The organism is Paenibacillus monticola, assembly GCF_009664975.1.
GTDB lineage: Bacteria > Bacillota > Bacilli > Paenibacillales > Paenibacillaceae > Paenibacillus_AQ > Paenibacillus_AQ monticola.
In genome coordinates this window covers 168,708-194,702 of the sequence record NZ_WJXB01000001.1, presented here as the reverse complement: position 1 = coordinate 194,702, position 25,995 = coordinate 168,708, and the positions used below count along the sequence as shown (strand labels likewise).

At 46.3% G+C, this 25,995-nt stretch carries 20 protein-coding genes and 1 riboswitch; all 20 genes read right to left on the bottom strand.

From position 1 onward, the window contains the following. Nucleotides 1-24: 24 nt before the first annotated feature. Nucleotides 25-2,565, bottom strand: coding sequence for a discoidin domain-containing protein (locus GJB61_RS00860; RefSeq protein WP_229521447.1), 2,541 nt, complete (start codon nucleotides 2,563-2,565; stop codon nucleotides 25-27). A 190-nt stretch (nucleotides 2,566-2,755) separates the two neighbouring features. Next, entirely contained in the window at nucleotides 2,756-4,267 is a 1,512-nt protein-coding gene (locus GJB61_RS00855) for a glycosyl hydrolase (protein WP_154116212.1), read from the bottom strand. Nucleotides 4,268-4,466: 199 nt separating this feature from the next. Further along, nucleotides 4,467-6,770 (bottom strand): PA14 domain-containing protein, encoded by a 2,304-nt coding sequence (locus GJB61_RS00845; protein WP_420819719.1) that lies wholly within the window; start codon nucleotides 6,768-6,770, stop codon nucleotides 4,467-4,469. A gap of 6 nt (nucleotides 6,771-6,776) precedes the next feature. Beyond that, a riboswitch (cyclic di-GMP riboswitch) is annotated at nucleotides 6,777-6,856 on the bottom strand. 135 nt (nucleotides 6,857-6,991) lie between these two features. Next, nucleotides 6,992-8,365: a sugar phosphate nucleotidyltransferase gene (locus tag GJB61_RS00840; RefSeq protein ID WP_154116210.1), complete on the bottom strand. Its 1,374-nt coding sequence runs from the start codon at nucleotides 8,363-8,365 to the stop codon at nucleotides 6,992-6,994. Between the two features lie 35 nt (nucleotides 8,366-8,400). After that, nucleotides 8,401-9,741, bottom strand: coding sequence for a UDP-glucose dehydrogenase family protein (locus tag GJB61_RS00835; protein WP_154116208.1), 1,341 nt, complete (start codon nucleotides 9,739-9,741; stop codon nucleotides 8,401-8,403). 4 nt (nucleotides 9,742-9,745) lie between these two features. Next, complete coding sequence (locus tag GJB61_RS00830) at nucleotides 9,746-10,846, bottom strand: glycosyltransferase (protein WP_154116206.1); 1,101 nt, start codon at nucleotides 10,844-10,846, stop codon at nucleotides 9,746-9,748. A 58-nt stretch (nucleotides 10,847-10,904) separates the two neighbouring features. Next, on the bottom strand, nucleotides 10,905-12,044 hold the full coding sequence (locus GJB61_RS00825; RefSeq protein ID WP_154116204.1) for a glycosyltransferase family 4 protein: 1,140 nt from the start codon (nucleotides 12,042-12,044) through the stop codon (nucleotides 10,905-10,907). Further along, nucleotides 12,038-13,231, bottom strand: a complete 1,194-nt coding sequence (locus GJB61_RS00820; RefSeq protein WP_154116202.1) for a glycosyltransferase family 4 protein — start codon at nucleotides 13,229-13,231, stop codon at nucleotides 12,038-12,040. The genes GJB61_RS00825 and GJB61_RS00820 overlap by 7 nt, the downstream gene beginning before the upstream one ends. Beyond that, the gene (locus tag GJB61_RS00815) at nucleotides 13,218-14,072 is read right to left on the bottom strand and encodes a glycosyltransferase family 2 protein (RefSeq protein ID WP_154116201.1); all 855 of its coding nucleotides are present in this window, start codon (nucleotides 14,070-14,072) and stop codon (nucleotides 13,218-13,220) included. Before GJB61_RS00815 ends, GJB61_RS00820 begins: the two co-directional genes overlap by 14 nt. Before the next feature lie 45 nt (nucleotides 14,073-14,117). After that, nucleotides 14,118-15,503 carry a lipopolysaccharide biosynthesis protein gene (locus GJB61_RS00810; protein WP_154116199.1) on the bottom strand — a complete coding sequence of 462 codons (1,386 nt, stop codon included), beginning with the start codon at nucleotides 15,501-15,503 and terminating at the stop codon, nucleotides 14,118-14,120. Further along, nucleotides 15,469-16,962, bottom strand: coding sequence for an O-antigen ligase family protein (locus tag GJB61_RS00805; protein ID WP_154117261.1), 1,494 nt, complete (start codon nucleotides 16,960-16,962; stop codon nucleotides 15,469-15,471). The genes GJB61_RS00810 and GJB61_RS00805 overlap by 35 nt, the downstream gene beginning before the upstream one ends. A 7-nt stretch (nucleotides 16,963-16,969) precedes the next feature. Next, complete coding sequence (locus tag GJB61_RS00800) at nucleotides 16,970-17,737, bottom strand: WecB/TagA/CpsF family glycosyltransferase (protein WP_154116197.1); 768 nt, start codon at nucleotides 17,735-17,737, stop codon at nucleotides 16,970-16,972. Beyond that, a complete protein-coding gene (locus GJB61_RS00795) occupies nucleotides 17,734-19,080 on the bottom strand; it encodes an O-antigen ligase family protein (RefSeq protein WP_154116195.1) in 1,347 nt (448 codons plus the stop codon). Before GJB61_RS00795 ends, GJB61_RS00800 begins: the two co-directional genes overlap by 4 nt. 8 nt (nucleotides 19,081-19,088) lie before the next feature. Next, nucleotides 19,089-20,024, bottom strand: coding sequence for a glycosyltransferase (locus tag GJB61_RS00790; protein WP_154116193.1), 936 nt, complete (start codon nucleotides 20,022-20,024; stop codon nucleotides 19,089-19,091). A gap of 25 nt (nucleotides 20,025-20,049) precedes the next feature. Then, nucleotides 20,050-20,742 carry a sugar transferase gene (locus GJB61_RS00785; RefSeq protein ID WP_154116191.1) on the bottom strand — a complete coding sequence of 231 codons (693 nt, stop codon included), beginning with the start codon at nucleotides 20,740-20,742 and terminating at the stop codon, nucleotides 20,050-20,052. 40 nt (nucleotides 20,743-20,782) lie between these two features. Continuing rightward, entirely contained in the window at nucleotides 20,783-21,670 is an 888-nt protein-coding gene (gene galU, locus GJB61_RS00780; RefSeq protein ID WP_154116189.1) for a UTP--glucose-1-phosphate uridylyltransferase GalU, read from the bottom strand. Nucleotides 21,671-21,715: 45 nt separating this feature from the next. After that, entirely contained in the window at nucleotides 21,716-22,357 is a 642-nt protein-coding gene (locus tag GJB61_RS00775; RefSeq protein WP_154116187.1) for a CpsD/CapB family tyrosine-protein kinase, read from the bottom strand. Then, entirely contained in the window at nucleotides 22,341-23,081 is a 741-nt protein-coding gene (locus GJB61_RS00770; protein ID WP_338115630.1) for a YveK family protein, read from the bottom strand. The genes GJB61_RS00775 and GJB61_RS00770 overlap by 17 nt, the downstream gene beginning before the upstream one ends. A gap of 262 nt (nucleotides 23,082-23,343) precedes the next feature. Beyond that, a complete protein-coding gene (locus tag GJB61_RS00765; protein WP_338115629.1) occupies nucleotides 23,344-23,979 on the bottom strand; it encodes a response regulator in 636 nt (211 codons plus the stop codon). A 24-nt stretch (nucleotides 23,980-24,003) separates the two neighbouring features. Then, nucleotides 24,004-25,158, bottom strand: coding sequence for a sensor histidine kinase (locus tag GJB61_RS00760; RefSeq protein ID WP_229521392.1), 1,155 nt, complete (start codon nucleotides 25,156-25,158; stop codon nucleotides 24,004-24,006). Nucleotides 25,159-25,995 lie beyond the last annotated feature (837 nt).

The window sequence follows — 25,995 nt, the reverse complement described above, 5'->3', positions numbered from 1 at the left end:
GAGCGGAACCGAAGCCGTCTTCATTTATTCTCTGGAATAGATCTGCATTTCCTGAATGGACCAGTAATTCCCACCAGAGCCTGTCTGTACAATCCTGACGTACTGCGTCCTCACCTCAGGGAAATGAATCGTTGTAATCTCCTTGTTGCCTTTGCCGGAAGTTATCAATGTCCAGTTATTGGCGTCATTAGAGACATAAACCTCATACCCTCTTGGATAATCATAAGCTGATAATGTGCTGTCAAGATCTATTGCTTCAATGCTATGTGTCTTCCCTAAGTCGATCTGATAATACTCCCCAGGAACCTGATGTACACCAGTATCCCAACGTGTACGCCGATCACCGTCAATGGCACTAAAAGGATCAGAAGCAGTAGTATTTACATTGGAGGATACCTTCCAGTCGGTACGGTCTAAAGGAACCAATCCGGTAGCTGTAATCTGTACGGTCGAAGACATCAACTTTGCGCCAGTCACTCTTACTGCATATGAGTATAATGTACCTTCATTCAAATTAGGGTCCGTATAATGCGTATCCTGCACCTTGGAAGCGACAACCTTCAGCTCACTTCCGGAACCATCCGCCCGAAGCACTTCATAACTTCCTCCCGGAGCCTCCAGCCAGTTCAACGCAACGGATAAACCTTTTACGGCAGTGGCTTTAAAGCCTTGCGGAGCAGAAGCCTTCATCTCCGATGAAGGCTCCAAAATATATTGTACGGCTTCCCCTGGCGCTAAAGTCTCTGTAAAGGTTAGCACAGGCGTTGCTTTCTTCCCAGTCACATAACTTCGTGCGGCTTCATACGTATCTCCATTACCAAAGCGTTCACCCTCATAGACCGTTTTCTTAGGCATAGTTACATTTACAGTAACGGTCTGCGCTGTTTCCTCGAAATTAACGAAGTTAACCAGCACCTTGTTCGAAGTGGCTCCACTGCCCGCAAGCGGCTCCAAAGTCGAGGTATCCACAGCGCGTACATAAACTAACTTATCCGCTAAAGCTGTCTTATTAGTAATTTGATAGGTTAGCGGTGCACCATGAGTGGCATAAGCCAGACTGAGTCTCCTCATAATACTAACGCGTGAATCCTCTTTTTCTTTTGTATAATAAATCTCCGTTTTAGCCGGGTCATGCTCCTCCAGATTAAAGCCATATTTGAATAAACTAAAATTCTTGAAAAAAGCAGCATGCTGCACAAACATATCGGCATAACCAATATGTCCGCGCATAATTCGGTCAAATACGGCTGCCGTTCTTTCGGTAGCACCATATTGATAGTCATCCACATGACTATCAGAAGTACCGAATTCGGTAGTCAGCATTTTTTTGCTAAGTCCATTTGTAGCTCCACCGAAGGTCTTTAGATTCTCCGTAAAACTGCCGCCGTTGCTAAAAATATAGGAGCTCCCATAGGAATGTCCGTTAGTTAAATCAGTTACTTTCTCCAGCTCCATACGCTGCTCCGGATCACGTTCCCATCCATCCGGGTCGCCACACTCACGCACCGTTGCATTCTGATGTCCGCAGGAATCTTCATCGTAGCTTGGCCAATAAGCCCATCCTGGTGCAACGGTCTGTACATGCGGCGCCATTTCTTTGCCTTTCGTATTCAGCCACTGGGCCACAGCCAAATTTACAGCCTTGGATCTATTAAATAGGCCCGGTTCGTTATCTACTTCATAATACTGAAAATAAGTACCGTACTGTTCAAAATAATCAGTCAGCTTCTTCACTGCATCATCCGGCAGCGAACCATCCGCCTTAAGCTTGATATCACCAGTGTACAAATACAGTGCTACGGACTGCATATTATAATCCTTCAATTCCTTGTAATAATCCTCCATATTGGAGCAGGAACGCCCTACATCGCTGGCACAGCTGGTACGCATAATATTGCCACTGTAAGCTATACCGAGCCATTTCATAATATAAGGCAAATGCGTTACCGCACCTTCGTCAAAATAAAACTGTTTGTTGTTCACCATGGTGCCAGTCAATGCATAGCTGCCATGAATGGGTTCTTTAATTGGAGAATTCAGCGATTCCAAACTGAGATCATCCCAAGTCCACCATGTGTACTTATCTTCCGAATCAGAAGCATAAATACTATGAGTAGTTCGTAGCTTCAGCTCATTGGTTCCCGTCTGCAGTTGCTCTTTAGGAATGTACAGCTCATAAGTTTTGCGGAAACTATATTTGCTATCCGTACCTGATACTCCAGCAATTTGAATAATTCCTGATAGTTGCTGGTTGGAAAAAACACTCATTTGCGGAACTGATTTGTAAGCATCTATTATTCCTACGCGAAATAAAACCCCATTGGCTGGGATCTTATCAAGCTGGTACGTAATCTTCAACTCTGGATTATTCACTCCATCAAGACCCGATGGAATGCTCTGCAGAGCAGTAGTCTTCACTCCAGAAGAGGCAATACTGAATATTTTCTTGGCATTAGAGGAGCTTGCCGCAGCAAACTCATGAGTCGACCCGTCATGTTGCCCAAGTCTCCATAATACAGTACCCTCCGGCAACTCCGAACTATTAGCTGCTGTCTGAGCAGGCATATCCAGATTAGCCTCATCAATCTTCGTTCCATCCGATCCAAAGACAGAAACAGACAATAGGAACATGACAGCCAAGGCGGCGAACTTTAGTAAGATCAGTAAGGGTTTATTTCTTTTTTTCCTCTTCGCTCTCATTCCATTGTCCCCCCACTTTCTTCTGAATTGTTTGACCCTTAAGCTTCTTCATGCATCAGGGCAGAAACAATGCATTTTGAGGAACTATAGTCTGTTTCTGAAGCGGACTTTCCCACATTAGGCGAATGCTCGCATCGCCGCGATTTTCGTAATATTCAACCTTTATATCATAGATATTCCCTGTGGTCAGTAGGATACTTCCTTCACGCGTGACACCACTCTGCTTCTTCCAGCTGTCGATAATCAGCTTATTGCCAATCCAGACACGGACACCGTCGTCAGATGAGACTGAGAATTTATATTTCTCACTATAAACCGGCTTAATCTTACCTTGCCAACGTACGGAAAAAGAGTCTTTGCTTATCGCTGCTGCCGGTGAACCTCCATGCCAATTAAAATTTATCATGTCGTCATTACGGGTTAGGCTCGCAGCACCGGCTAGCTCTGCGTTATTATAATATTCGCCGGTTAAACCGTTACGGGTGACAACCGCTGCACCTTCGTGCTTAGTGCCTTTTGTACGGACATACTCATCTCTGGATACTGTGTAGTTATTATTCATGAAACTTTTGATTTGCTGCAGGTCGTTATTCTCTGTCAGCATCTTTCCCCATGTCATCGTATAAACCCATTTACTTTGTGTTTGGGATAGTATGGAGGGGTCTGGTAGTTCCCCACTCTCACCTATACCAATAGGTTTGCCTGCGGCAAGGTCAAGCAAATTTTCATAGTAGGACTGTTTAAAATCGCTATTGTAAATATCTGCTGCCAGAACATCCACCTTGTCTGCTCCTGGATAATAAGATTGATAAGGGTCCGCCCACTCATTTGGCGCATTTGGATTCCAGACCCACAGCAGATTATTCAGCTTGTGCGTGTTCACTAATCGATCGTACATAATGTTCCAGAGCTTAGAGAAATTGTCCTTTTGTCCCCACCAGAACCAGTTGCCGTTCATTTCATGATAGGGCCGCCACAAGACCGGGACCCCTGCATCTCGCAGTTCTCCCAGATATACAGCAATCTCATCAAGATCAGCAATCAGCCTCTTATATTGAGGAGTTCCAGGTGTAACGTAAGCATCAAAATTCCCCTGGCTCAAGTTCATGGAAACATTGGACCATTCCGGAGAAGTTCCTGGAAGATTCTGATGGAATGTCATAGCTACAATCCCGCCGCCTTTATTCCATTTGATCGCACTCTCCACCACGGCTTGACGCTGGGAGGCAATCGTATTCTCGGACTGGTTGTTAATAGCTCCCAACTCATAACCATGCAATACTGCATATTGCCCAGTGGTATTCTTCAGTTTATTGTTAAATTCGTCGGGAGTCTCCAGATAGTCATGCTGTCCTGAAATCATTCCCTTACCACTGAGGTTCACCAGATAACTGAGCAGTTCTTTGGTTTCCCCAGAAGCTGCTGGATTCACTGGCGTAACAGGTGATGTGCTTGTTATTACTCGGGCCACAGGGAGGCTGCGTACTTCCCCCCAAGGTATCAAAGTTAAAATAATGATAATAGGTATTACAGTGGTCAATAGCCGGTACTTACGGTAAGTGTTCAAAGTAATCCTCCTTCTGGTAGCCAAGAGCCGCCGCAGGTAACAAAGATGATTCCCCTGCTTTTTGGACAAGCAACTTCGGACCAATGAAGTCTATAGCTTAGTAGCCCTGCTAAGAAGCAGGGCCACTAAGCATCGAGTGAAAGGAATTATTATAACTGCTTAACCTGTATCAGCCTTAGTAATAAATACAGCTACCTATTTAATCCTGAATAGACGAGGGGAGGAAAAGGGCGCTTGAAGGAACCGCTCCTTTCGCTTGACTTGGGCTTCCCCACATCAGACGTGCACTTGCATCACCCTGATTCTCGTAATATTCAACTTTAAGATCATATAGCTGTCCGGCATTCATGGTTATGCTTCCCTGACGCTCGGTTCCGCTCTGTTTCGTCCAGCTATCAATAACGAGACTGCCGTTGATCCAGACACGGATACCATCATCTGAAGTTGTAAATATTTGATATGTTTCACTATATAAGGGCTTAATCTTACCGCTCCAGCGTACAGAGAAGAAGTCAACGCCTAGTGTTGCATCCGGTGAGAGTAGACGCCAGTTGAAGTCTAGAGCAGCATCATTACGTACAATCACTGGATTACCTGATAGTTGCATATTGCCAAAATACTCACCTTGCAGTCCATTCGTAGCCGGTGCAACAACATTAACAACTGCTGGTGTCGCCGTCGGTGCCGCTGCTGGTGTTGCCGTCGGTGCCGCTGTTGGTGTTGCCGTCGGTGCCGCTGTTGGTGTTGCCGTCGGCGCTGATGTTGGTGTTACCGTCGACGCTGGTGTCGGTGTCGGTGCCGCCGTTGGTGTTGCCGTCGCTGCAAGCGATGACGAAGATGCTGCACTAGCAACAGAAGAACTAGCATTAATGAACAATGCACTTGAAGGTACCGTTCCTTTTACCTGACTTGGGCTTTGCCACATCAGATTTACTCGTGCATCCCCTGCATTCTCATAATATTCCACTTTAATATCGTATAGTTGACCGGCTTTAAGATCAATGCTTCCCTGACGTTCAGTTCCACTTTGTTTAATCCAGCTGTCAATTACCGATTTCCCATCTACCCAGACGCGTATGCCGTCATCCGATGCAGTATAAATTTGATAAGTTTCACTATAGAGCGGCTTAATCTTTCCGGTCCAACGGATCGAGAAATTGTCGATACCGAGCGCAGCATCCGGTGCCGCCTGGCGCCAGTTAAAGTTGATATTAGCATCGTCTCTCACTAGAACTGCTGTCCCTGTAAGCAGCATGTTCTTGAAATATTCACCATGCAAACCATTCAGTGCAGGAGCCTGATCCCCCGAAGAAAAAGTTGCCGTTGGAGCTACTGTCGGCGTTGGTGTTGCCGTTGGAGCTACTGTCGGCGTCGGTGTTGCCGTCGGAGACACTGTCGGCGTTGGTGTTGCCGTCGGAGCTACTGTCGGTGTTGGTGTTACGGACGGTATCACCCCCGATTTATACTCATCCCGGGTTAGCGTGTAGCTGTTATTCATGAAGGTTTTAATGGTATCTGTGGTGTTATTCTCGTAAAGCATTTTTCCCCAGTTCATCATATATACCCATTTATTCTGCGATTGCAGCAGCTTTGTCGTATTTGGCATTTGCCCATTTTCCCCGATAGCAATCGGTTTGCCTGAAGCCAGACTAAGCAAGCTGTCATAATATTTTTGCTGATAGTCATTGTCATATATATCTGCTGCGAGAATGTCAACCTTATCCGCACCAGGGTACGTTAGAGCATAAGAATCAGCCCAAGCGTTAGGTGCATTAGGATTCCATACCCATAACAGGTTGTTTAATTGATGAACGTTAACAAAACGGTCATACATAATATTCCAGAGTGCAGCGAAATTATTTTTCTTTCCCCACCAGAACCAATTCCCGTTCATTTCATGATAGGGTCTCCAGAGTACTGGAACTCCAGCATCACGTAAGCTTTTCAAGGATACTGCCACTTTGTCAAGATCGGCAATTAGACTGTTGTACTGTGTCGTTCCCGGTGTTACGTATTTGTCGAAATCCGACTGACTAATCGTCTTTTGAACATTGGACCAGTCATACGTTGTTCCCGGCAGTTTCTCATGAAAGGTCATGGCGACAATACCGCCGTTCTTACTCCAGTTGATAGCACTGTTAACTACGTTCTTCCGTTGTGAAGCTACGGTAGCTTCTGTTTGGCCAGTGATTGCGCCAAGTTCATAGCCGTGAAGAGCAGCGTATTGACCGCTGGTTCCCTTTAATTTGTTGCTGATTTCATCCGGACTTTCCAGATAGTCATGCTGTCCCGTGATAATGCCTTGCCCCGAAATCGAATTGAGATAAGTAAGCAGCTTTACTGCTTCAGGTGATGCGGCTGCGTTAACCGGTGTTCCAGAGCTTGTTGCTGCTCCTGCAGTAGATGGTGCAATCCCCATTCCAAGTGGAATAGCAATGACAAACAGAACTAGTGACAGAAACATGCAGAACTGTCGATACATACGATGAGCTTTCAAATTCATCTTCCTTTCGGTAGCCAGGCTGCCACTCTTGCGAAGGCCCTTTAGCTTTGCGTCCCTATCTTTCGATAGGTTTGCCTTTATCGTTTTGAAGGAATTTTCCCTCTTACCGTATGTATCGACTCTATTTTATTTTTGTTTAGTTCATTTACAAAATTTCCTTAAAATTGAGACTTTCTACCCGTTTTGTTTCCGTCAAAATTGGTTAAATAGATAGTTTAGGCCTATGAAATGAACTGTTGTAGCTCGATATCTTTCCAGTCCAAGGTAATACGAATATTATCTTCCTCAACCAGCTCGGAGCCGGTCTGTACCTCAATAAATTCAACATCAGTCAGCGCCAGAATGGCATGTTTGGTCCCCTCGGGAATACGCACGACATCGCCTGCCTTAACGTTATGCATCTTCTCATTCAGCACGATACTTGCTTCGCCGCTGATAATAGTCCAGATCTCACTACGTTTGCGGTGCAACTGATAGCTGATGTTTTTGCCCTCGGATATAAAGATCCGCTTGGTCAGCACTTCATTGCCCTCTTCATACTTCACATAGTCAATAACTTTGTAATGACCCCAACGGCGTTCCTCATACATCGGTCTTTGTTCAAAAGCTTTCAGCACTTCTTTGATCCGCGGACTCTCTGCCTTATGCGTGACTAATATTCCATCAGGGCTGGCTGCGATAATTAAATCCTTTGCACCAATGACCGTGATTGGAATGTCGAGTTCGTTAATCAAGCAGGTTCCTACGGAATCTGCAGTAATGAAACCTTTGCCCACATGATTGCTGCTCATTTCCTCGGTCAATGTATTCCACGTTCCAAGATCCTTCCAGAAGCCTTCATACGGCTGTACAACGATATTCTCTTCTTTTTCCACCACTTCATAATCAAAGCTGATTGAGGACAATAATTTATACTGCTTCTGCAAGTCTTCATAATTAAGAGGCAGCCCTTTTTGCTGCAAAATATCTAGTAAATATCCTAACCGGAAGGCAAACACGCCGCAGTTCCACAAGGCATTGCGACTTATGAGCTCTTCGGCCTGCTTTCGTTCCGGTTTCTCCTGAAAATGACTCACCCGCAAATATCCACTCTCACCCGCTGCTTCTGTGGTAGGAATGATATAACCGTATTTCTCCGAAGCATGCTCGGGAACCACACCCATCAACGCCAGATTTGCACCACTTTCCAGCATCGTCCGCTCAAGCTGGGCTACCGTATCAAAAAAGGATGCTTCCACATAAGGGTCAACAGGTAAGATTGCTACAGTCTCATCCGGAGAAACCCCCACTACTGAATATAGATAGGTGGCCGTCAACGCAATCGCAGGAAAGGTATCGCGGCGTTCCGGTTCGACAATGATAGGCACGTCATAACCCAGCTGGCTCTGAATCATCTCTACTTGACTGCGGCCTGTGGCTAGATAAGAGGAATCCGCCATGCCCGTCTCCTGAAGTTGTCTCCATACCCGTTGTACCATGGATTCCGGTTCACCCAGTGGGCTTTCAAGTACCTTCAGAAATTGTTTCGAACGCGAATCGTTGGACAAAGGCCACAACCGTCTACCTGAACCACCTGATAATAGTACTAGTTTCATAAGTGAACCCTCCTCATTATTTATGTGTTATAGGTTTAAACTGCACCAGCTACACTGGGTGAATACCCGCTGAGACCACCCATTTGTGGACGCCCAACAGAATGATACACAAGCCCAGTACCTTCAATCTGCTGCTTGGAGTAGACGTTGCGGCCGTCAATCAGAATCTGCCGACGCATAACTTTCGCTAACTGATGCAGATCAATATCCTTGAACAACGCCCAATCGGTCAGCAGACAAACGGCATCACTGCCTTCCGCTGCTTCTTCTGGCAGGCCGCACCAGCGGAGTTGCGGATGATCATATTGCTTCCTGAAATTATCAGCGGCAATCGGATCATACAGCTTAACTGTAGCTCCCTCTGCTACCAGTGCCTCGACGATCTCACGTGCAGGCGCTTCACGAACGTCATCGGTATTCGGCTTGAACGCCAAGCCCCAAATTCCGATAACGGCTCCGCGCAGATCACCCAGAGATTCGTGAAGCTTGGAGATGATCATGAACCGCTGCCCTTTGTTTACCTCGACTACGGACTCTAACAGCTTGAACTCGTAATCAACATTGCCGGCAATTTGGATGAGCGCATTGGTATCTTTCGGAAAACAGGAGCCTCCGTAACCGATGCCGGCCTGCAAGAAGGATGAGCCGATTCTTCGGTCCATACCCATGCCTTGAGCCACCTCGGTCACATCAGCTCCCACTTTTTCGCATATATTCGCAATCTCATTAATAAAAGAGATCTTCGTGGCCAGGAACGCATTCGATGCATATTTGATCATTTCCGCACTGCGGATATCAGTCACAAATACATTTTCTGTGAATCCCTTATGAAGCTCCCTCATGACCTCTTCCAGCTTCGGATTATCGATTCCGATAATGATCCGGTCAGGATGCAGGGTATCCTGGATCGCCGATCCTTCACGCAGAAACTCAGGGGCTGACACAATATCGAAAGGATGCTGGGTATGTTCAGCAATGATCTTGCGAATCTTCTCGTTCGTTCCTACCGGAACGGTCGATTTGGTCATGATGATTTTGTAGCCTTCCATCGCTTGCGCGATTTCCGCTGCAGCCCCTTCGATATATTGCAAATCAGCTTCTCCATTGGGCAGGGAGGGCGTACCTACAGCAAGGATGACAATATTAGAACGACCCACTGATTCCTGCAGATCTGCGGAGAAGGATAACCTTCCCTCCCGGAGATTCATTTCAATCAGCGCCTCGATTCCCGGCTCATAGATGGGAGATTCCATCCGGTTCAGCTTGTTGATCTTCTCTTCATCCTTATCCACACAGACGACATGATTTCCGTTAAGCGTAAAGCATACGCCTGATACAAGACCGACATAGCCGGTGCCGATTACTGCCAGCTTCATACAATCATCCTCCTTTTAGAAAATTAACATAAGCCTGTTCCACATACTGCTTAAACTGGACCATAAATGTCTGTTCATCGAATTTCTGTGCATGCCCGACAATCTGACCGATATCCCAGGCATAAGACTCTACCTCGTGAATGGCTCTCAATAAATCTTCAACCTCTTGATGCTGAAAGAACACACCGTTGACATAAGGGACGATGGTATCAAGTGCCCCACCAGCCTGATAAGCAATGACCGGTCTACCTGCAGCGTTAGCCTCCAGCGGTGTAATGCCGAAATCTTCTTCCCCTGGAAAAACGAAAGCCCGACACTGGGCCATCAACCCTGTAACCTGCTCATCTTCCAGCCTACCGAGAAACGAAACGTTTTTCTTGGCCATTCCCTCCAAACGTTTCTTGTCTGGTCCGTCACCTACGATATACAGCTTTAGGCCGTTACGATTAAAGGCTTCTACTGCTAAATCAATCCGCTTGTAGGATACCAGGCGGGAAACAATCAGATAGTAATCACCGATGGATGAAGAGCTTTTGAAGCGGGCCGTATTAATAGGCGGAAAGATTACATCCGAGTCTCTGTGATAGTAATTTTGTATCCGTTTCTTCACTACTGAAGAATTGGCTACAAATTGATTCACATTTTTGGATGTCTTTTGGTCCCAGGTCTTGAGCTGCTGCATATATACCTTCAGCAACCTTTTGAACAAGCCTGAGTTTGACTGCCGTTCCATGTAGGTGTCATAATCCCAGGCAAAGCGCATTGGAGTATGGCAATAACAAAGATGAAACGTATGCTGCGGCACCTGAATGCTTTTCATAAAAGCACTGCTGGAGCTCAGGACAATATCGAAACCACGAAAGTCCAAATCACGGATGGCCATAGGATAAAGTGGCAGCACCCCTTTAAAATTGGTCTTCACTCCCGGAATTTTTTGCAACCAGGAGGTCCGGATATCAGCATCTTTGAGGTTCTCAGTCAGGCGGCTTCCATTAAAAACCGTTGTATAGATTGGAGCTTCCGGATACATCTGGTGGAATACCTCAACCACTCTTTCCGCTCCGCCCATTTGGATTAAGTAATCATGCGCTATCGCAATTTTCATGTGAATCATCCTCAAAGTTTTATGGAGCATCATCATCAGAGTTACTGGGTTCAAACGATTAGGTGCTCGCCAGCAATCCCTTGTAGTAGTCGACGATGTCCCTGACTGTATTCTCGATTACAAAATGCTCCTTCACCCGTCTCATTCCATTATCAGCCATCCGTTTTCTTTCCTCGGGATGTTCTAGCATCCATGTGATGGAATCTGCAAGAATCTTGGCATCTCCTGGCTGGATCAACAGCCCTGTCTCACCGGGTATCACAATTTCTACCGGGCCACCTTCAGCAGAGGCAATCACCGGTAGACCCGCTGCCATGCCTTCGACGATGACCTGACCAAAGGGTTCAGGAGTGATCGAAGTGTGGATCAGCAAATCCGCTTTATTCATTAATCCTTGTATATCTTCCACATGTCCCAGTAGACTAACGTTGGTGAGTTCATCCTTCGCCATCTTCTGAATCAACTCTTGTTTGTATTCCTCTTCACCGAACAAAGCATCACCCGCCAGCCAGAACTTCACCCGCGTGTCCTGCTTGAAAGCCTTGGCTGCCTCCAGCACGATATGCTGGCCTTTCCAATGTGCTAACCGACCCACCAACAAGACGTTGAAGGTCTTCTGATCCCGTTTGCCGATCCCGGCTCCAATAGCTTTGGCGAAGGCGGAGTAAACAACCAGCGTTTTCTTCGAACTCGGCAACTCCAATGCATTCAGCGTAGAGTGGGAATTGGCAATGACACCGTTCGGAATCAGACGTGACAGCACGCGGATGGTTTTGGCCACAACGGGCTTCAGATAAGGGGCTCCGATATGATCCCGAATATGCCAGATCAGTGGAACACCCGCCTTCTTGGCTGCGATGGTTCCATACAGTGCTGATTTCAAGGAATTGGTATGCACACAGACTACCTTTTCCTGCTTCAAGAGAGGGGCCAGCTTACGGCCATAAGCCAAAAGCTTGAAGGCTGCGGCTGGTGCTCCCAGATTGACAGCATTCCGACCGCGGCTGCGAATACTCTCATCTAATGGGATAATTCGGACATCGATCCCTTTTTCCCGCAACCGTTCCGCCAGTGTACCTTCTTCCGCCAAAATGACCAGAGGATCAATCTGCTCTCCGATATTGGTAAGGATATTGAACAAGGCAACCTCTCCACCACTCCATTTGGCGGTGTGATCAATATAAGCTACTCTTAGCATCCTGCAGCCACACCCTTTCCCAAAGTTTGAAGGAAGACAGATTCTACTTGTTCACCAACATTCTCCCATGTGTATTTCTCCAGTACATGTCCCCTGCATTCCTCACGACTGGGAAGCAGTTTACGATTACTCAACATATGAATCATACCTTCAGCCATATCATCGCTAGCTGCACTCTTGAACAGCATCTCTGGCCGAAAAGCTTGTAATATTTCTTTGTTGCCACCAATTGGAGTAGCCATGACTGGCGTCCCTGTGGCCATTGCCTCGACGGTGATAAGGCCAAAGCCCTCTAGCGCCTGAGATGGAACCACGAACAAGTCGGCGGCTTGATAATAAGAGGTTAATTCATGATCAGGAATGTATCCGAGCAGCCGTACTTTGTTGCTAAGCCCATAATCAGCGATCTTTTCTTCCAGTTCTCCGCGCAGTGGACCTTTGCCTCCGATTAGCAAAATTGCATTGGGGAAACGCTCTGCTACCTGCTTCCAAGCCTCCAGCAACTGCAAGAGCCCCATCCGATTTACCAGTCTCCGTACTGTAAATACAGTGGTAGCTCCTTCCGGCAAATTCAAGGTCCGGCGGATGGCCAACCGGTTCGTAGCGGGAACAAAACGTTCCACATTGGCTGCTCCCGGTATAACTATGATTTTGTGCAGTGGCACACCATGCAAGGAGTGCAGCATATCGCGGAAGGTCTCGCTAAGTACAATAAATTTATCTGCCAGCTTATAAGCCTTATGTTCTATCGATTTGGCGATGGTAGTCTTGACCCGATGCTTAATCCCTTGGCCTTCGATCTTCATCTCTTCGTTCCATGGACCATGGAAGGTCATCACTACCGGAATTCCACGTTTCTTCGCTTCTATCGCCGGACCAATACCATAAGGGGCAAAATGGGAGTACAGGATATCAATGCGTCCACTGCCGTTCCCCATTAGATCTGCTGCCTTACGCTGGAAGGCATCCTTACGTTTCCAGATCGTTTCTTTCGGATCACCTGCATTGTGTATAATCAACTCTTCCGAGGTAGACGGCGTCTCTTGACTGCAGATCAGCGCGTGTACCCGGTTGCGTGAGGAGAGCTGCTCGCAAACGGATTTGAAATAGGTATTGAGTCCGCCAGGCTGTAACGATGGCCAACTAAGACCCGTCGTCATAATGTTCAGTCCGTCACTGTACGGCATAGCTTCTCTCCCCTTTCTCTTCCTTTTCAGCGGGAAGCATGGCATTGTGCTGGGCCAGCTTACCTGCGCTGTTTAGTTCGTAATGCTTGAAGCCGACCATGAATTCATACATCACCCAAAATACCGATACTGCGAAACCAGACAATCCTTTCTTGAACAATCCGTGCAGGAAATACTTCTGCAGGAAACGTGCCGGCGGACGAAGCAGCAGGTGACTGAGCCGAAATGGCTTACCGCTGGCATATGCGCTTTGTGCTTCCAAATCAGTGTATTTATTGAATCTGGCCACGTGATCATTGATGCTGCGGAAGCCCTGATGCCAAAGTGTTCCAGTCAAACGAACAACCCGGTCCTCCGAAACCTCGGGCATTTCATGCACAAGACTGTTGCGGATCCCATACTCCTTGCGATTGTATAGGCGTACAAGATACTCACCACGATCCAGCCATTTCCCAAGAAAATCACCAATCCGGTAAAGCGAGTAAGCCACAGTTACATCCGTTAGCCCACGCTTATGTTCAAGAATATCTGCCGCCAGCTCTTGGCTGACTACTTCATCGGTATCAATAAGGAAGACCCAATCATGGACCGCGCGTTCCACTCCGAATTCTCTTTGTTTCGCGTATCCGGGCCATGGATTGACGAACACCCGGCAATTCAAGCTTTCAGCCAACTGGACCGTTCCGTCTTTGCTGCCTCCGTCGATTACAACCACCTCGTCGGCGAATAGTCTGCAAGACTGAATGGCTTGGGCTATTCGAACTTCGTCATCCTGAGCAATGATGACTGCTGAGATGGGATAACTACCCGGGCCGCCAAGTACGCTTGTCACTGAATCCATGAAGGTTTCCTCCTTTTTTTGTTATGTGCCAATTTAACGCTCCAGTTATCTGTTAGCGTCCATTGGTTTTTTTCGAATGTAGGAATTCATCGTCGTCTTCATCCATTGGATATCTTCTTTGTTGATGAGTAAACGCGGTAGTTTTACTTTCAGGTTGTACCTTATGTTGAGTATGATAAATATGAACCGCAGTACAGCCGACGAGAGCATAGCCACACCCGCTCCAATTAACCCGAATTTCGGTACCATTAGAAACAGTAGTGGAATGACCAAGAGCAAACCAACACCCTGGAGGATGGATACAAATTTCGGCTTGCCAAGCGCCATAAAGACTTGGGCCAGAATAAGTGTCCCACCGCTTATCGTTACTTCCAGCAGTAGAAGGCGGAATACATGCAATGCTGTGTTGAAATCTTTACCGTACAGCAGCGGAATAACTAAAGGGGCGATTAGCATTAAGAGCAGCGAACCCAATAGTGTAAAGGTAGTACTGATTCGGAAAGCTTTGAAGGTAAGGGCGATGGCATCTTCCTTAGACATCTCAGAGGCTTTAGGAAACAACACCACTGTAATCGAGTTCGAGAAGAAGTTGACCATCCGTGAAAGACTCACGGCTACTGCATAAAGCCCCAGATCAGCAGGTCTTAGCAAGCCGGCGATAATGATCTGATCGATATAATAAGAGAACTGTCCGAGCAAGTCGTTACCGTAGGAGCCAAGCCCGTAAGTGAATAATCTTTTGAAATTAAGATAAGTATCTCTCATCTTCACCTTGTAAGTGCGAAGCAGAGAAATCGTCATCCAGATGAAGATCGGCACCGATGGAACCAGATATGCTAGTGCTGTGGTGAAAGGATTCATAGCATCCAGAAGGATCAAAATTCCGATTGCCACTAGTGTAAGTAAAGGAATCAGATAGCGCAGCCAGTTGAATCTCTTATAATCCCCTCTGAATTGATAGGTCGCGTTATTCACCTGAGTGACTACAATCAGCGGACAAAGGATCATGGACCATTGTGCAAACCTGATAACGTCTGGACTAAAAGATTTCAGCCAATAGGGTAGAATCAGCACACCTATAATCATGGCGGCGGTTCCGAAGAACAGCGCAATTAGTAAGGATATGCGATACAGCAGCCCGGCATCATCCGGGTTTTTTTTGGCATTGTAGATCAATGCCGAAGGAATACCGAAGCTCATGCTGAACGCCAGAAACTGTGACCAGTTCACCATTGCTGTCTGTTCCCCACGGCCAGTTGGTCCTAGATACCGGGCCGTTAGTACACCGGTGACCATGTTGACCAGCAGGATTAATACGCTGACGAACATAGTCTTGACGGCTGCCGAGCTATTGTCCTTACTCTTCGTAAAATGCCGGAGTGAAGACCAAACGGAGCTAATGGGAAGTGATTTTGCGTTCAATTGCTGCATGGGGCGTTCCCTTCTTTCTGCTGCTCTCAATAATCTCTTTTGCACTGAGGCCTAAGCCGATCAGCATCCAGATCAAGTAACCTTTTAATCCAGGAAAGCCATTGTCTGAAACCAGACTAACCACGGCCCCTGTCCATGCTGCCAATGAAAGGCGGGCGTACGATTGAAGATTGTCTTTGCTAATTACTCGGGAAACAATTTGTTTGGCAATGGCCCCCAAAGCTCCGAAGAAGAACAGGGCCCCAATCACTCCAAAGGTGAGCAGCAAGGCAATAAAACCATTATCCATATTGCCGTACTCACCAAGTTCACCGCCATTCCCGAGCTTTGTTCCCTGGCCTACGCTGCCAATTCCCTGACCTACCGGGTTAGCAGCAACCATTGGCAGCATATTCTGCCATAGGCCAAGCCGCTCATTATAGGAATGATCCTCCGAAACAGAGGTGAGCGTCTCCATCCTTGCAACCAGCCCCTCTGCTCCGGGTAACTTGGGAACAATCCAGAACAGAGCCGCTGCAACGAATACAATTTGGAGTAATGTCTTCCACTTTCCTTTGGATGGTGAAGTCCCGATATACACCAACAGCATAACTAGCAGTACCAGCCATGCCGAGCGAACTAAGGTAGTAAGCAGGCATACCACCACGAGTAGAACGCCAATCCAACGCAGTGTTCCCTGCCATCTTTTCTCCAGAATCATCGGCACTAAAGCAAACACCAGAAAAGTTGCTGCCGGACCCGGAGAGTTCAGGGTAGAGAAGACCCGGATTTCCAAGGGATAAGGTGTCCCGATGGACATCATATCTGCATGCCTCATCCAAAAGGCATCCCAGGGTGGAACGGTTAGATATTGCACAATTCCGTACAATGCCACCAAAACCGCGATATTAGCGTAGGCATACAGCAACCGGTCAATATCCTTGGGCTTGAACCGTGTAACCGCGAAATAGGGCAGCAGCAGCAGCGGAACAATGTAGTTCGCCAGGTCGTACACCGAGCCCATACCGTTCTTAGCCAAACCTATCAAGGCCCCGTAAGCCAATGCTACAGCGAATAACAGGATAATTCGGGTGGAGGATTTCTGTATTTTGTGAATCTCTCTCAGTACTGGAATGGCCAATGTTGCCCCGGTTAGCAAGGGCGCCAGACTGAGCAGTGATACGGAGTGATAAACTCCCTCTGACCAATCGGATATACGGCGTAGCTCCGGAGCAACCGCCCAGATTAGCAAAGTATAAGATACTAGCAAGCGCGGTCTGAGCAGGGCCAGCAGAAAGGCCGGGAATAGGATGCCGGCTAGGATCACTCCCTGCAGACTGCTTGTAGCGCTTAGCTTCGCGCTGCCAAAACCAATCATTAGGGGTAATACCATGCAAATGGCGGCAACCACTCCTATAATGCCAGCTGTCTTGATCGACGACAGGGATGGAAGAGTGAAGCTCCCTTCATTGCGGTTCATCATCTTCCTATCCTCCTCCCTTATCCTTATCCCGCTTACGCAGCTCCTTTAGCAGAAGAATCAGGAATTGAGCATCATCGACAAGATATCTTTTCCATAATCGCCCGGGTTCCTGACTTAACCGCCAGAACCATTCCAAGCCTGTTCTTTGCATAAAATCCGGTGCCCGTTTCACGGAACCTGAGAGAAAGTCAAAAGTTGCTCCAACTCCGATAGATATCGGAGCCTGATAAGAGGTGTAATGTCGATAAATCCATTTCTCTTGTTTGGGAGCACCCACGCCGACGAATACAATATCGGGCTGGCTCTCAGTCAACATCTTTATAATCCGTTGGTTCTCTTCATCATTGTGCTCAAATCCGTAAGATGGAGAATAGCAGCCAACAATATTCATTCCGGGATAGGCCGCTTTAAGATTCATTGTAGCTCGCTCCGGTACGCCTTCTGCTGAGCCCAGGAAGAACAGCCGGTACTTCCTTTGCTCAAAAGCATTGCCCAGACGACTGAAGAGATCCGCACCGGATACTTTCTGTTTCAATGGCTTGCCTAGCATCTTGGAAGCCCAGATCAGCGGCATTCCATCAGCGACAACGGCTCCCGCCTCGGAATATACCGTTTGGAACTCTTTGTCCTTGCGAAGCTTGATTACATGATCCACGTTACAGGTCAGGATATAAGACTGACTCCGTTCCCTGATCGTCTTATCAATGTACTCAAGCAGGTCCATGAAATCATAATTATCGAATTTGACATCAAACATATTCACTTGATTCATCGTATCACTTCTTTTTGTGGGGAATCGGTTGGCTGTGAAGATCGATACAGGCAGTTTAGGTACCAACAGAACGGGATAATGGATTGGACCGTCGACAGCGTGTTGTCAGAGAAAGAATAGATCAGAAACGCTGCAATAAATAGCAGATAAAAGGGTTTTACCGGCGGTGCCAAAGCTTTGTAAACCAGAATGAATACTGCCAATAAGGATAACAACAACAGTATGGAGCCGATGTACCCTCCATCGAAGTAAAACCGGATATACTCGTTGTGGGGAACAACAAAACCTTTGTACAATGTACCGTCATTCGCCACAGTGACTGCTCCAAGTCCTCTACCGGACCAAGGAGAATCAGCTACCTTATTCAAGAAATACTCCCAAGCCTCCGCCCGACCAGACAAGTCAACACCTGTATCGGTCGATCTTTGAAAAGAGCGCTTCTCGAGATTGTCGAGCTGCGTATACACGGCGGCAAAGATCAAAACAATCGAGCACACCAGCGGAATCAGGTATTTTGTTTTACCCTTTACATATTGCCGGAAGATATCGTAGAAGTAGTAGAGCACCATTAGGCTCAGTGCTAAGATCGGTCCACGTGTCCCGGTTCCGACAAGGATGAAGAAGTTCAGCGCTAACATGATATAAAAAAAGCGGGCTCGTTGCGGATTTCGTTTAATTTCTATAAACGGAATGGCAACCCCCATAAAGGCCAGCATAGCCAGATGCGCTGGAATATTCGCACCCTGGATCCGTACAGCACCTGTAAACTCGACATCCAGTAAGGAATGAAGATGGACCAGTTGGAGCAATACTCCTGCCAGAACACTTACTACGGGCAATAAACAGATCATCCGGATATGCCGTTCGGCCACTTCTTTTTTCCAATTAATTAAGAGAAAAACAAACGGAAGTGATAAACCAATGAAAGCTTTAATGGCAATGGAGGAACTCATCTGCGGCAACCAGATCGAGAAGCCGAAGGTGATACACACTAGAATTACCATTGCCCAGAGAGGATAACTTAGTCGGAAACGCAAGCCGTTAACCAGAATACAAGGCACCAGCAACATCAGGATACCTAGCTTATAGAGCGACAATATCTCTACTCCAAAAAGACTACCGTCATATAAGAAGTTGATCGATATCGCCGTGGTCAGGAGAACGAAATAGCTGATTAGATCAGGACGCGAGATTGAGACACCAAGCAAAATAATTAGGAATACTACGCCTATCGCAATCACCGGCTGGTAGATCACCGCTGTTCCCAGAAGCAGGGCGGACATGAGATAGAGCATCCCGTATGGCAAAACGTTTAATTTGGAGCCCCACTCAAAATTAGTCATGTCATTCCTCACCCCGCTGCAGATTGCCTCTTCCGGTTCCAGATCATATGAAGAGTTCCGCGAATACTCTCCAGCCTGCATTTGTTCAGAAGTTTTCTTCCCTGACTTCTTGAGAGGATCGAATCGGCTAGTATGTATGCTACTTTAGCAGCCGTCTTTCCTAGCAGGAGCAGATTGTCCTTTACACCTTCGCTCTTCATAGCGTTGGATATGCCTTGGCTGTAATATCTTTTCATAATCCATGCTTCGGTCAAACGTTGTGCCGGAACGAAGTGGTTAACCGCCATCCGCGGATGGTAGAGAATGGAATGCCCTGCTGCCTGAATCTGTCCGAATAACCAGGACTCTTCACCGGATAGTAGGGAATCTCCCTTTCTACCTAGTTCTAGCGGGAACAAGCTGATATCGAATACAATCTTGCGCATAGCCATGTTAGCGCCGCACGGGTGAAGCCGTCCGGGATATTCCTTGATCCGGTTTCCCAAATCAACGATCGTGTACGGAAGCTCGAACGGCTTAATCAACCACTCTGGACGTTTCGTTTCGAATATCGGAGCAATCTTGCCTCCCATAGCCATCACTTCCGGCTTACTTCCAAAAGTATTGATTATCGTAGTGATCCAGCTCTTGCAAGGGATTGCATCATCATCAAGAAAAGCAATCCATTTTGACTTTGAAGCTAGAATTCCTGTATTCCGTGCAGCTGATAATCCTTGCACAGGCTCCAGCATGTAATAGATATCTAATTTAGCTCCGTGTGTGTCTATGAACTCTCCCACGGAAGCTGCCGTATCATCCTTAGAGTGATTATCCACAACAATGATCTCGGCCTGCTCTAAATTCTCCAGTAATAATAAGGACTGAAGTGTCTTAATTAGCAGTGCTGATCGATTGTAAGTACAAATGATAATGGATAAACGGGGAACGTCTCCGTATTCACGCATCGGCATTCACCTAATTTCCATAGTATTAATAAGCATCTTTGGAACCCAACAGCATCAAGCCTGTTTTGGCAATGATCTTCAGGTCCAGCATGGTGCTCCGGATATGAATGTAGGTTAGATCTAGCTGTACCATCTCCTCGAAGCCGACACTATTTCTGGCATTAACTTGCCAGTAGCCGGTGCAGCCAGGGGTTACAGTAAGACGTTGCTTGTCATATTCCGAATATTGCGCTACTTCGTCCGGAAGTGGGGGTCTGGGACCCACCAGACTCATATTCCCAACCAATACATTCCACAACTGTGGAAGCTCATCTATACTACTCTTGCGCAGAAACCTACCAGTCTGTGTAATGCGTGGGTCATTCTTGATCTTGAACATCGCACCACTAACCTCGTTATAGGCCATCAAGTTCTCCTTTAGCTCTTCGGCATTGGATACCATAGAGCGGAACTTATACATGGGGAACTGTTTTTCATCTTTGCCTACACGATTCTGCCGGAAGAATACTTTCCCTTTCGGATCCTCCAGCTTGATTAGGATGGCCACTACAACAAACAGAGGCAGCAGCACGAGAAGTCCAAGAGCGGAGAAAAAGATATCGATCATCCGTTTCATAAACAGATAAGAATCTGCTTCTCTCGTTCCTTCTTTGGCGTGCAGCATGTAAAGTTTCGGCAGGACGTACTCGTAATCTTCCGGCAGTTTTTGCATGCTCAACTCTCCTTTTTCCTAATTATTATATTTACGGTGCATTTTTTTAACCGATTGTGGGTTGTCCTGCTTTGCTTAACCATTCTGCCATTGCATCCATGAGGGGATAACGCAAATCCTCGTTTTGCAAAGCGAATTCCAATGTTGTCAAAATATAACCGAGGCGTTCACCAACATCGTATCTCGTACCCTCAAAGTTATAAGCATATACGCGTTCGCTTTGATTCAGCTTCTGGATGGCATCTGTCAGTTGGATCTCGCCTCCGGCACCTTTTTCCTGCATTTCTAAATATTTAAAAATCTTAGGTGTGAACACGTAACGTCCCATAATAGCCAAGTTGGAAGGTGCTGTTCCGAGCGGTGGTTTCTCGACAAAATTGTTAACGCGGTATAATCGCCCGTCCTGCTGATCCGGCTCAATAATGCCGTAACGGTTGGTAAATTCATCTGGAATCACCTGTACACCGATTACTGAATTCTGAGTTTCTTCATATTGATCCATCAACTGCTTCAGGCAAGGTATTTGTCCTGTTACGATGTCATCACCTAACATAACGCCAAAGGGTTCGTCACCGATAAACTTTCTTGCGCACCATACAGCGTGGCCTAAACCTTTAGGTTCTTTTTGGCGTATATAGTGAATTTCCACCTTGGAAGAACGTTGAACTTCTTTAAGTAGTTCCAACTTCCCATCTTCCAGCAGGCGAGACTCCAATTCAAATGCATTATCAAAATGATCTTCAATCGCTCTTTTCCCTTTGCCGGTAACAATGATGATATCTTCAATACCGGAAGCAATGGCTTCCTCTACAATGTATTGAATGGTAGGTTTGTTGATGATCGGTAGCATTTCCTTAGGCATCGCTTTCGTCGCAGGAAGAAAGCGAGTTCCTAGCCCTGCTGCGGGGATGATTACTTTTTTCACCTTTTTCATCACGCTTACCTCCTAAAAGTTTTGTGAGCCTGCACTGAGCAATAGTTATTTGGTTTGGTTCATGGCGATACCGAGAATTTTGGAACCCGTCTGCTCCAGCAAACTTTTCACCTTACGAAGAGATTCCCGCTTGGATTTGCCTTGCCTTGCCACAAGGATTACGCCATCCACCAGAGGAGCTAAGATTCGTGCATCACTGTACTCAATCGCAGGTGGAGAGTCGAGCAAGACAAGATCATAAGAGGCTCTAAGCTCATTCAACAAAATAGTCATTTTTGCGTTGCCCAGCAAATCCGGTGGACTGACATGGGATCTGCCAGCAGGGATAACAGACAGGTTAGCTAGGGTTCCAAGAACTGAAATCTTATCTGATTCCTCTTGACCGCTTAAGTAAGCTGCTAGTCCTTCACTGCCTTCAATACCAAAGACTGTATGCAACCCTGGATGCCTCAGATTACAATCAACAACGGCTACTTTCTTGCCATCTTGTACAAAAGAAACCGCAAGATTGGATAGCATCGTTGTCTTGCCTTCCCCGCCCTCAGCTGAAGTGAAGAGCAACACCTTGCCTCCAGTCCCTTGCATTACCGCGAGCTGGCGGATATAGGTGCGCAGCGAGCGAAACGACTCCGATATGTGTGAAGAAGGATTGATATCAGTAATGAGACTATTATTCAGCCGTAACATAAGCACCCTCCCCTACTCTTGCTTTAGAAGCTGCTGCCTTACCTAAATCGCGTTTGCGAATCGTAGCGATCGTAGCAATGACCGGAAGACCGAGGTCAAATTCCGCTTCTTTCTCGGAACGGAGCGTACCGTTGAGTGTTTCCATCAACAGAATGATTCCTAATGCTGCCATAAGCGATACTACAAAGCTGATGATAATATTCATCATAAAGCCACTATTGACAGGCCCTCGAACATCAGCCGGATCAGCGGGTGTCAGCAATGTTACATTATCTACGCTCATCAGTGACGGTAAGCTACGAATGAACGTCTGCGAAACTGCGTTTATAATTTCGGCAGCCTTGGTGTAGCTTTCATCTTGAACACTCAAGTTAATGACCTGACTTTTCTCTGTAGATTTAATCTGCAGCTTGCCAGCCAATTGTCCTTCTGATAGATTGAATTCCGGGTGAGCCGCTGCTACACTCTTCATAATAGTAGGCGATTTGAGAATGTCCTTGTAGCTCTCAATGAGATTGAGGCTGAAGTTCAAATTATTAAGGTTATTACTCTCAGGCACATTTGCAATGTTGTTGACCAGCAGCTGTCCGGAGGCGGAGTAGATAGGTACAACAAAGTTTTTGCTGACATAGTAGGTAGTAGCACATGAGATTAATACAAACACCATGATCAACCATAACTTTTTCTTAATCAGGTTAATGTAATCCAAAATCGTCCTTTCCACAGTAACCCTCCTTCCGCGTAAACTTCATTCTGAAAGCATTCATGAAAGTTTCAACTATCTTGCTTTTTATTCTACCAAGCCCTACCGTTTGCCACATGGCTCCTACCATCCCTTTCCTCTTCACTTTGGAGTGAGTAGCTTTACCCCTTTAGAGTGGGGTGAGGGTATACTTTAGTACCATTGACAAGGAACTTAAAGGAACGCACAAAAAAACACGGACATTTGTCCGTGCTCAGTTACCAGTACCTCTTATGAGTACGTATTATTCAAAAGACATTTCGTATTTGGTGATTCCTACCGCATTTGCATACAGAGCCGCCTGTGTACGGTCTGCAACCTGAAGCTTCGCCAAAATCTGGCTGACATGCTTCTTTACGGTGAATTCGCTGATAAAGAGGCGCGAGGCAATATCGCGGTTGCAAGCACCTTGTCCCAGCTCAATCAGTACTTCCTTCTCTTTCGGGGTCAGTTCATCAGTAGGACTGTTGCCGCTCATCCGCATTTTGTCTTCCATCAATCCGGGATCATAGTACTTGCGTCCCTTATATACTAATTGAATAGCAAACAGCAGTTCCTCGGGCAGTGCTTCTTTCAGCACATATCCATCGACCAGTACTTCTTCCGCCTTCAGGAAGTCTTCCCGACTCGCTGAAGAAGTTAGTAGAATGAACTTGCTGACTACCCCGCGCGCACGCGCAGCTTTAATTACATCCAGCCCCGACTCATCAGCAAGCTTCAGATCAATCAGCACAAGATCCGGTTGCGTCTCCTCAATTACCAGAAGCGCTTCTTGGCCATTCGTGGCTTCACCAGCAAACTGTAGATTGGGTTGCATCAAAATGACAGCTGCCAATCCTCTTCTCACTAAAGGGTGATCATCTACAATGACGATTTTCACTTTAATCGACCTCCTGCCTAAAGTTTATGCTTTCTTTAATTCAGCCACACCGACAGGGATTGAAATTAAAATTCTTGTGCCCGTATTCTCATTACTGGACAATTGAAAGTCACCACCGAACGATTGTGTTAAATATTGCATATTCTTCATCCCGAGTCCGCTGGTATTATCTTCAGATTCGGTCCCTAACAGATCCGTATCGAAGCCAACTCCATCGTCGCTTATCGATAGCCTGATCCAATTTGGCTTTAGTGACAGTTCAACCTCAACACGACTGGCAGCGCCATGACGAATGGCATTGCCCGTTGCCTCGGATATAATCCGGAAGAGTGCCTTATGATATGGATAAGGGAGACTGAAATCATCACCCGTTATTTTAAGCTCGATTTCCACGTCGTTTAATCTGGATAAGCTTTTTAGATGTGATCTTACCATACCGATCCATGTAGGACCACCGCTCTTCTTGGAACTAAGACTGTAAATGGTAATCCGCAATTCTTTGGCAACCTTGGTCGCTGAATCATGAATAAGCTCAATTTGTTCTTCCAGAAGAGCTTCCTCCATCTTTCTCCAGGTCTGCTTCAGAGAATGCGTGGCGTACACAATGCCGAAAAGACTCTGGGACACACTATCATGCATTTCATCTGCAATCCGATTCTGCTCGTTGGTGATGATCAACCGATTCTCAATCACGCCAAGTTCATGGCGTTCAAGAATAATTGCACTCAGCTCAGACAGAAACATCAATTGTTGAATATACCATCTGCGGCCTTCCAATCCCTCGGAGGATTCCAGTTTAACTCCAATCATACCTACGAAGCGGGTACTCATCCGTACAGGCATAAACAGAAAGTCTCCGAGTCCTGGTAAGCTTTTGAATACTGGCTCTCGCTGCAATCGCCATTCATGCTCATGCTTCTCCAGTTCTGAAAAAAGAAAACGTTCCTCTTCCTGTGGCCAGCCCGTTTGCTGGCTCTGCGGAGCAGGCTCCCCACTTTTTTTGGCGAACCAGAACAATGCTCTATCCAGTTTCGTAAGTTTCACCACATAATCTGTAATCACTTGGCCAATGTTCATGAAATCATGTTGACTAGAGGTTTCCACAATGTGATAAAGCGACTTGATGTGCTCCATCGTTTCATTTGTGCGGGCATTCGCTTCCTCACGTTGGCGCTTCATACGATTAACCATTTGCATTATTATAACCGCAAGTACCAGGGCTAGAAACAGGTTTCCATTCTCCAGTATTGCTTCTGAAAAAGATTTATTCGCGGAATTCAGGAAAAGGTAACAAAACGCGACAATTATGCCGATATAGCTTAGGAGAAGACTCCATCCGAAATAAAATGATAATGATCCTGCAGCAATTAGAACAGGATTTAGTACATAGAGCCTAAAAGAACTGTCATATCCACCAGTAAATAACGTGAGCATAATGATTCCGGCCATTTCTAAGCTTACAGCAAGCATTAGGACCCGCGGTCTGTTTCTTAATGTCCGGTAACTAAACGTGAATAGTTGGGCAAGTAAGAATAATAGCACGACGATTAAGGATTTATATATGACAGAAGGCCCCGTCCTATCCAGGAGATACATCAACGATGTGAGGGACAAAGAAAAGCATCTGTAAAAAGCAATCATTTTGTCTTCTGCAGTTGATTTGATTTTCATCCCACCACCCTATTCTCCAGTTTTGTGGAAAATGCGAGCCCATATAGTGCTGTGTTAAAAGCATCATACATGAGAAAAATCACAATAACAAGTTGAGTTTTTTCATGCGAACGTTTACATTGCAAATATTTAGTGCATTTTTTTGCTTATTTTTCATTGATTATTTCATAAATATCCATATATTCAAATTAATACGACTTCAATTTTCTCCTTCTTTACAAAAATAGCCTATCCACTCTGTGGACAGGCTATTTTTGTAATTATATCAACGATTTCTCTAAGCGATTACGTATGGTTTGCTGATCTATGTCTAACTCTGAGGAATAGCCAATTGCGGTTGTGCCA

Coding starts and splice junctions, on each gene's coding strand:
- GJB61_RS00845 (WP_420819719.1), bottom strand. CDS start 6,770: ATGAATTTGAAAGCTCATCGTATGTATCGACAGTTCTGCATGTTTCTG.
- GJB61_RS00830 (WP_154116206.1), bottom strand. CDS start 10,846: ATGAAAATTGCGATAGCGCATGATTACTTAATCCAAATGGGCGGAGCG.
- GJB61_RS00835 (WP_154116208.1), bottom strand. CDS start 9,741: ATGAAGCTGGCAGTAATCGGCACCGGCTATGTCGGTCTTGTATCAGGC.
- GJB61_RS00805 (WP_154117261.1), bottom strand. CDS start 16,962: ATGAACCGCAATGAAGGGAGCTTCACTCTTCCATCCCTGTCGTCGATC.
- GJB61_RS00840 (WP_154116210.1), bottom strand. CDS start 8,365: ATGAAACTAGTACTATTATCAGGTGGTTCAGGTAGACGGTTGTGGCCT.
- GJB61_RS00790 (WP_154116193.1), bottom strand. CDS start 20,024: ATGCGTGAATACGGAGACGTTCCCCGTTTATCCATTATCATTTGTACT.
- GJB61_RS00760 (WP_229521392.1), bottom strand. CDS start 25,158: ATGAAGCGCCAACGTGAGGAAGCGAATGCCCGCACAAATGAAACGATG.
- GJB61_RS00820 (WP_154116202.1), bottom strand. CDS start 13,231: ATGCCGTACAGTGACGGACTGAACATTATGACGACGGGTCTTAGTTGG.
- GJB61_RS00810 (WP_154116199.1), bottom strand. CDS start 15,503: ATGCAGCAATTGAACGCAAAATCACTTCCCATTAGCTCCGTTTGGTCT.
- GJB61_RS00775 (WP_154116187.1), bottom strand. CDS start 22,357: ATGTTACGGCTGAATAATAGTCTCATTACTGATATCAATCCTTCTTCA.
- GJB61_RS00795 (WP_154116195.1), bottom strand. CDS start 19,080: ATGACTAATTTTGAGTGGGGCTCCAAATTAAACGTTTTGCCATACGGG.
- GJB61_RS00825 (WP_154116204.1), bottom strand. CDS start 12,044: ATGCTAAGAGTAGCTTATATTGATCACACCGCCAAATGGAGTGGTGGA.
- GJB61_RS00860 (WP_229521447.1), bottom strand. CDS start 2,565: ATGCCTGCTCAGACAGCAGCTAATAGTTCGGAGTTGCCGGAGGGTACT.
- GJB61_RS00815 (WP_154116201.1), bottom strand. CDS start 14,072: ATGGATTCAGTGACAAGCGTACTTGGCGGCCCGGGTAGTTATCCCATC.
- GJB61_RS00800 (WP_154116197.1), bottom strand. CDS start 17,737: ATGAATCAAGTGAATATGTTTGATGTCAAATTCGATAATTATGATTTC.
- galU (WP_154116189.1), bottom strand. CDS start 21,670: ATGAAAAAGGTGAAAAAAGTAATCATCCCCGCAGCAGGGCTAGGAACT.